Source organism: Micromonospora sp. DT47, assembly GCF_049844475.1.
Lineage (GTDB): Bacteria > Actinomycetota > Actinomycetes > Mycobacteriales > Micromonosporaceae > Micromonospora.
This window is the reverse complement of the sequence record NZ_JBNCLC010000006.1, coordinates 345,756-352,819: the sequence shown is the minus strand read 5'-3', so window position 1 is coordinate 352,819 and position 7,064 is coordinate 345,756. Positions and strand designations below refer to the sequence as shown.

Here is a 7,064-nt window from a genome sequence, read left to right as displayed (position 1 = left end):
GGCGGCTTCCGGGGCGGAGACCGTCGTGAGGGCGGTTCCCGCGACGGCGACTCCCGCCCGGGCGGCTTCCGCGGTGGCGACTCCCGTGAGGGTGGCTTCCGTGGCGGCGAGCGCCGCGAAGGTGGCTTCCGTGGTGGCGACTCCCGTGAGGGCGGCTTCCGCGGCGGTGAACGCCGTGAGGGTGGCTTCCGTGGTGGTGACCGTCGTGAGGGTGGCTTCCGCCGGGACGGCGACGCCGGTTCCCGTGCCGGCGAGCGCCGCGAAGGCGGCTTCCGCGGTGGCGACTCCCGTGAGGGTGGCTTCCGCGGTGGCGACTCCCAAAAGGGTGGCGTCCGTGGTGGCGAGCGCCGTGAGGGTGGCTTCCGCGGCGGGGACCGTCGCGAGGGTGGCTTCGCCGGTGGCGAGCGCCGTGAGGGTGGCGTCCGTGGTGGCGAGCGCCGCGAGGGCGGCTTCGCCGGTGGCGAGCGCCGCGAGGGTGGCGTCCTTGGTAGCGAGCGTCGTGAGGGTGGCTTCCGCGGCGGGGACCGTCGTGAGGGTGGCTTCGCCGGTGGCGAGCGCCGTGAAGGTGGCGTCCGTGGTGGCGAGCGCCGCGAGGGCGGCTTCCGTCGCGACGGCGAGGCCCCGCGTGAAGGTGGCGTCCGTGGTGGCGACCGTCGTGAGGGCGGTTTCCGCCGCGACGGTGAGGCCCCGCGTGAGGGTGGCTTCCGCGGCGGCGAGCGCCGTGAAGGTGGCGTCCGTGGTGGCGAGCGCCGCGAGGGCGGCTTCCGTGGCGGGGACCGTCGCGAGGGCGGCGACCGGGCGCGGTCGGACCGGGGCGGCGAGCGTGGCGGATACGGCGACCGGCCACGTCGCGACGACCGTCAGGGCTCCGACGACCGGCGTCGTGAGGGAGGCTACGGCGCCGACCGGGAACGGCGGGACGAGGTCGAGGGTGGTCGTACGGCCGCGCCGGCGCTGCCGGACGAGATCTCCGCGAGCGACCTGGACACGGCCGTCCGCGCCGAGCTGCTCTCGCTCGCCAAGCCGGTGGCGGAGACCGTCGCCCGGCACCTGGTCGCGACCGGCCAGCTGATCGACGAGGACCCGGCCGAGGCGCTCGCCCATGCGATGGCGGCCCGCCGGCTGGCCTCCCGGATCTCCGCGGTGCGTGAGGCGGTCGGACTGGCCGCGTACCACGCGGGGGAGTGGCAGACGGCCATCGCCGAGCTGCGCACGTACCACCGGATGTCCGGCCTGCAGAGCCACCTGGCCGTGCTCGCCGACTGCGAGCGCGCGCTGGGCCGCCCGGAGCGGGCGATTGACCTGTTCCGCGGCGCCGACCGGGACAAGCTCGACCAGGCGGTCGCCATCGAGCTGCTGATCGTGGCGGCCGGCGCCCGGGGCGACCTGGGGCAGAAGGACGCCGCGGTGGCGATGCTCCAGGTCCGCGAGCTGACCACCGAATCGGCCGAGCCGTGGACGGCGCGGCTGCGCTACGCGTTCGCCGACGCGCTGCTCGCGGTGGGCCGCCGCGAGGAGGCCCGGGAGTGGTTCTCCCGTGCCGCCGACTCCGACGCCGAGGGTGAGACCGACGCCGCGGAACGGCTGCTCGAACTCGACGGTGTGGTGATCGAGGGCGACGAGGAGGACGACGAGCCGGCCGAGGAGATCGCCACCGGCCCGGGCGCTCCCGGCGCCGTGCCGGCCCTGCCGGACGCCGACCTGACGACGGCAGCCGCCGACGACGACCTCGCCGACGACGACCTCGATGGCGACGACCTCGACGGCGACCAGGACGACGACCTGGACCAGGACGAGGACGACGACGACCTTGACGCGGACGGGCTCACCGACGACGGGCTCACCGACGACGAGGCCGTCGACCCGTCCGCGTCCGACCTCGCGCCGGAGACCGCCGGGCTGAACGGCCGGGCTCCGGGCGACGGCACGGCGGACGCCGGGGAGGCGCCGACCGGGACCGACCAGCCCGCGGCCGAGTCGGAGTCGGAGTCGGAGTCGGACCAGCGATGACCGAGGTCGCCGGGGACCGGCTGGTCGACGGGTACGCCCTGGTCGTCTTCGACCTGGACGGGGTGATCTACCTGATCGACCGGCCGATCCCCGGCGCGGTCGACGCCGTCGGCCGGCTGCGCGCCGACGGCCGGGCGGTGGCGTTCGCGACCAACAACGCGTCACGCCGCTCCAGCGAGGTCGCCGACCTGCTCAGCGGGATGGGCGTACCGGCCGAGCCGCAGGAGGTGCTCACCTCCGCGGCGGCCGCGGCCGAGCTGCTGCGGGACCGGCTGCCGGCCGGGGCCGCGGTGCTGGTCGTCGGGGCGGAGGCGCTGCGCGCCGAGATCCGCGCCGTCGGGCTCACCCCGGTGGCCCGGGCCGACGAGTCGCCCGCCGCCGTGGTGCAGGGGTACGGGCCGCAGGTGGGCTGGGTGGACCTGGCCGAGGCGTCGGTCGCCATCCGGGCCGGGGCGACCTGGGTCGCCACCAACACCGACCGGACCCTGCCCAGCGGGCGCGGCCCGCTGCCCGGCAACGGCTCCCTGGTGGCCGCGCTGCGGCACGCGCTGGAGCGGGAGCCGGACATGGTGGTCGGCAAGCCGGAACCGGCCCTGTTCGCCACCGCCGCCCGGCGGGCCGGCGAGGGCCGGACCCTGGTGGTCGGCGACCGGCTGGACACCGACATCGAGGGCGCGCGCCGCGCTGGGCTGGACAGCCTGCTGGTGCTGACCGGCGTCAGCGACGTACCCGAGCTGCTGGCCGCCCCCGAGGGACGGCGACCGACGTACGTCTCGACGGACCTGGCCGGGCTCTTCGACCCGGCGGCGGTGGTCCCGGTGCCGGGCCGGCCGGAGGCCGGCGGATGGTCCGCGGCGGTGGTCGACGGCGGGCTGGAGCTGCGCGGCGCCGGACGGCCGCTGGACGCCCTGGCGGCGCTCTGCGCGGCCGCCTGGTCGGCGGCGTCGGCCGAGCCGCAGGTGCGGCCGGCCTCGCCGGAGGCGGAGCGGGCGCTCGCGGCGCTCGGCCTGACGGCCTGATCCACCAGGCTCGGCGGCGCCCCCGGGGAGGTCGCTCAGAGCAGCTTGCGGAGCTTCATCAGGTCGAACGGGTTCGCCTTGATGGACACCCGGCGGGAGGCGACCGCCTTGGTGACGTCGAGTTGGCCGTGCACCAGCGCGACCAGGTCGTCGCTCTTGGTGACCAGCGCGATCTTGGCCTTGGGGTCGTCGCCGTCGGTCAGGTCGACCAGCCGGCCGCCGGCGATCCGGCCGTGGAACGCCGTCTCCAGGTCGGTGATCCGGCAGGCCAGGGTGCGGTCCAGATCGATCCGGTCCTGCACGTCGGCGTGCCGGTCCAGCCGGGCGGCCAGGTCCTGCAACGCCTGCCGGCACTCGTCCACGCTGGCCACATCGTCTCCTCACCGTCCGCCACGCCGTTCCCCGGCACCGTACCCCAATGGGCCGCGCGGGACGCCGGTAGCGTGAGACCCGCACACCCCCCGCTCCACGGAAGGACTCAGGCATGCAGGACGCGTGGCGCGCCTACCTCGAGCTGGCCATGGGCCTGACGGAGGCGCCCCGGAAGAGGGCCCAGGACGCCGTGCGGCGACTGGTCGGCACCGGCGGCGCCACCGCCGCGCAGATCCAGGCCCTCGCCGAGGAACTCCTCTCCACGAGCGCGGCCAACCGGGAGGCGTTGACCAAGCTGGTCCGCTTCGAGGTGGACCGGGCGCTCGGCGCGGTGGGGCTCGCCACCGCCGACGAGGTCGCCGAGCTGACCCGCCGGGTGCACGAGCTGGAACGCCACCTCCGTGAGGCCAAGGGCGGTGGGTTCCTCCCGGGCACGCCCGCCGCCGGCGTCTCCGCCCCCGGTACGTCCCCGGCCGGCGGTGCCGTGACGGGTCCGTCCACGGGCGACGGGTCCGGTGCGGATGCCTCCCGCGCTGACGCGTCGGCCCCTGCCTCGACCAAGGCGGTGGCGAAGAAGGCCGTGGCCAAGAAGTCCATCGCGAAGAAGCCGCCGGCGGCGGTGAGCACCACGGCCGGCGAGGACGTCGTTCCGGCAGCCCGGCCGGCGAAGAAGGACGCCCCGCGCAAGCGGACCACCGGCGGCGCGGAATGACGCCCGCCAGCGGCCGGAGTGCGTCGTGACCGGCCCGTTCCGTCCCGGCCCGCCGCCCGGCGCGCAACCGGGTCCGCCCTCGGGGGCACGCCCCGGCCCGCCGCCCGGCCCCCGACCGGGTCCGCCGCGCCCGGGGTCGGACGTGGACGTCGAGGAGGCCCACCACCCGGCGGTCGACGCCGCCGTCCAGGCGATGATCAACGCTGAGGGGCTTACCCCGGCGGACCAGATCGCCCAGTACGAGGCGGCCTACCAGACGCTGCGGGAGACCCTCGCCACCATCGACCAGGCCTGAACCGACCGGAGAACCACCCATGGCACGTCGTACCCGGCTCGACGCCGAACTCGTCCGTCGCGGACTGGCCCGCTCCCGGGAGCAGGCCGCCGCGCTGGTGGAGGCCGGCCGGGTCCTGCTGCGCGGGGTGCCGGCGCGCAAGGCCGCCGCGATGGTCGACCCGGCCGATCCGCTGCTGGTCACCGGCGAGGACCCCACCGCCGAGTACGTCTCCCGGGGCGGGCACAAGCTGGCCGGGGCGCTCGCCGTCTTCGCGTCGGGTGGGCTGACCGTCGCCGGCCGGCGCTGCCTCGACGCCGGCGCCTCCACCGGCGGCTTCACCGACGTGCTGCTGCGCGCCGGCGCCGCCGAGGTGGTGGCCGTGGACGTCGGCTACGGCCAGCTCGCCTGGCCGCTGCGCATCGACGAGCGGGTGCGGGTCTTCGAGCGGACCAATGTGCGTACCCTCACCCCCGACGTGATCGGCGGCGAGGTCGACCTCACCGTGGCCGACCTGTCGTTCATCTCGCTGCGCCTGGTGCTGCCGGCGCTGGCCGGCTGCACCCGGGCCGACGGCGACCTCGCACTGATGGTCAAGCCGCAGTTCGAGGTGGGCAGGGAGCGGGTCGGCGCCGGTGGCGTGGTCCGTGACCCGGCGCTGCGGGCCGAGGCGGTGCTGGACGTGGCGGCCGCGGCGGCCGACCTCGGTCTCGGCCTGGCCGACGTGGCCGCCAGCCCGCTGCCCGGCCCGAGCGGCAACGTCGAGTTCTTCGTATGGTTACGCCGGGACGCACCGGCGGCCGACCCGGACCGGGTCCGGACCGTGGTGGCGGCCGGGCCGGAGGGCCTGGCGCCGTTCGGGGACGGGCCGGATGCGACCACCGAGGAGGTGGCAGGGTGAGCGCGGAGAGCGTCGCGCGGCGGAGCCACGCGACCGTGGCGGAGAGGCGGGACCCGGTGGGCGTCAGCGACTGTGCGAGCGGGACCGGCACGGACGGGCGGTTCTCCCGGTGAGCCGGACCGCACTGCTGGTGACGCACACCGGACGGCGGCGCAGCACCGAGCACGCCCGCGCGGTCGCCGCCGACCTGATCGCCGCCGGCTTCGAGGTACGGGTGGTGGCCGAGGAGGCCGACGACCTGGACCTGCCCGGCGTGGTGCCGGTGACCGGCCCGGAGGCGGCCGAGGGCACCGAGATCGTCTTCGCGCTCGGCGGGGACGGCACGTTCCTGCGCGCCGCCGAGCTGGCCCGGCCGGCGAAGGCGCCGCTGCTCGGCATCAACCTCGGCAAGGTCGGTTTCCTCGCCGAGGCGGAGATCGGCGATCTGGACCTGGCGGTGCGCGACGTCGTCGGGCGCAACTACACGGTGGACGAACGGCTCACGCTCGACGTGACCGCAAAGTTCGACGGCGGCCCGACCATCGAGTCCTGGGCGCTGAACGAGATCAGCGTGGAGAAGGGCGAGCGGGCCCAGATGCTGGAGCTGCTCGTCGACGTGGACGGCCGCCCGCTGTCCCGGTACGGCTGCGACGGGGTGGTCTGCGCGACCCCCACCGGCTCCACCGCGTACGCGTTCTCGGGCGGCGGGCCGGTGGTCTGGCCGGAGGTGGAGGCGCTGCTGCTGGTGCCGATCAGCGCGCACGCGCTGTTCAGCCGTCCGCTGGTGACCGCGCCGACCTCCACCTTCTCCATCACCGTCGACCCGTTCACCACCCTCGCCGTGCTCTGCTGCGACGGGCGGCGGGTCTACGACCTTCCGCCGGGGGCCCGAGTGACCGTGCGGCGGGGCGCGCTGCCGGTCCGGATCGTCCGGCTGCGGGCCCGGCCGTTCACCGACCGGCTGGTGGCCAAGTTCGGCCTGCCCGTGCACGGTTGGCGAGGCAGCCGCCGCTGACGGTCACCGTCGGCGACCCGCGCTGGCAGCGTCGCTGTCGACCTGGCGACATGTCGCTGCGGCGGCCGGCAGGTGGTGACCGGGGCAGTGATCTCCGTCTCGGCAAGGTCGGTTCCTCGCCGAGGCGGAGATCGACGATCTGGACCTGGCGGTACGCGACGTCGTCGGGCGCAACTACACGGTGGACGAGCGGCTCACCCTCGACGTGACCGCCGAGTTCGAGGGCGGCCCGACGATCGAGTCGTGGGCGCTGAACGAGATCAGCGTGGAGAAGGGGGAGCGGGCCCAGATGCTGGGGCTGCTCGTCGACGTGGACGGCCGCCCGCTGTTCCGGTACGGCTGCGACGGGGTGGTCTGCGCGACCCCCGCCGGCTCCACCGCGTACGCGTTCTCCGGCGGCGGGCCGGTGGTCTGGCCCGAGGTGGAGGCCCTGCTGCTGGTGCCGATCAGCGCGCACGCGCTGTTCAGCCGCCCGCTGGTGACCGCGCCGACCTCCACCTTCTCGATCACGGTGGACCCGTTCGGGGCGCGCTGCCGGTGCGCGTCGTCCGGCTCCGGCCCGCCCGTTCACCGACCGGCTGGTCGCCAAGTTCGACCTGCCGGTGCAGGGCTGGCGCGGTAGCCGCCGGTGACTCGGGGGCCGGCCGGGTCGCCGCACCGTCCGCCGCCGACTGGCGCGCATGCGCGTTCTGCCGCCCGCTGGTACCGGCTTGGACCCGCCCCCTTGCAGGGCTGGCGGGCAGTTCCCTCTCGTTGACCAGCGGGGCGACCCGCCGCCGCTG

The 7,064-nt window shown here is 75.9% G+C and carries 8 protein-coding genes and 1 pseudogene; 7 read left to right on the top strand and 2 right to left on the bottom strand.

The window, feature by feature from the left end:
• On the bottom strand, window positions 1–1,176 hold a 1,176-nt coding region (locus ACLQ2U_RS12935), incomplete at its 3' end, for a hypothetical protein (RefSeq protein ID WP_425750835.1).
• Here ACLQ2U_RS12935 and ACLQ2U_RS12930 point away from each other — a divergent pair.
• A complete protein-coding gene (locus tag ACLQ2U_RS12930) occupies window positions 1,144–2,010 on the top strand; it encodes a tetratricopeptide repeat protein (protein WP_425750834.1) in 867 nt (288 codons plus the stop codon). The genes ACLQ2U_RS12935 and ACLQ2U_RS12930 overlap by 33 nt on opposite strands.
• Window positions 2,007–3,029: an HAD-IIA family hydrolase gene (locus ACLQ2U_RS12925; protein ID WP_425750833.1), complete on the top strand. Its 1,023-nt coding sequence runs from the start codon at window positions 2,007–2,009 to the stop codon at window positions 3,027–3,029. The genes ACLQ2U_RS12930 and ACLQ2U_RS12925 overlap by 4 nt, the downstream gene beginning before the upstream one ends.
• Before the next feature lie 35 nt (window positions 3,030–3,064).
• Here the strand turns inward: ACLQ2U_RS12925 and ACLQ2U_RS12920 are convergent, their stop codons facing one another.
• Complete coding sequence (locus ACLQ2U_RS12920) at window positions 3,065–3,400, bottom strand: SCP2 sterol-binding domain-containing protein (protein ID WP_425750832.1); 336 nt, start codon at window positions 3,398–3,400, stop codon at window positions 3,065–3,067.
• A 113-nt stretch (window positions 3,401–3,513) separates the two neighbouring features.
• Between ACLQ2U_RS12920 and ACLQ2U_RS12915 the strand changes: the two genes are divergently transcribed.
• The 5 genes and pseudogenes from ACLQ2U_RS12915 to ppnK form a co-directional block, all read left to right on the top strand.
• Window positions 3,514–4,113 carry a phasin family protein gene (locus ACLQ2U_RS12915; RefSeq protein WP_425750831.1) on the top strand — a complete coding sequence of 200 codons (600 nt, stop codon included), beginning with the start codon at window positions 3,514–3,516 and terminating at the stop codon, window positions 4,111–4,113.
• A gap of 25 nt (window positions 4,114–4,138) precedes the next feature.
• A complete protein-coding gene (locus ACLQ2U_RS12910) occupies window positions 4,139–4,408 on the top strand; it encodes a hypothetical protein (RefSeq protein WP_425750830.1) in 270 nt (89 codons plus the stop codon).
• 19 nt (window positions 4,409–4,427) lie between these two features.
• The gene (locus ACLQ2U_RS12905) at window positions 4,428–5,288 is read left to right on the top strand and encodes a TlyA family RNA methyltransferase (RefSeq protein ID WP_425750829.1); all 861 of its coding nucleotides are present in this window, start codon (window positions 4,428–4,430) and stop codon (window positions 5,286–5,288) included.
• A 109-nt stretch (window positions 5,289–5,397) separates the two neighbouring features.
• Window positions 5,398–6,282: an NAD kinase gene (locus ACLQ2U_RS12900; RefSeq protein ID WP_425750828.1), complete on the top strand. Its 885-nt coding sequence runs from the start codon at window positions 5,398–5,400 to the stop codon at window positions 6,280–6,282.
• Window positions 6,283–6,394: 112 nt separating this feature from the next.
• A pseudogene (gene ppnK, locus ACLQ2U_RS12895) lies at window positions 6,395–6,914 on the top strand (NAD kinase); the annotation flags it as partial.
• Window positions 6,915–7,064 lie beyond the last annotated feature (150 nt).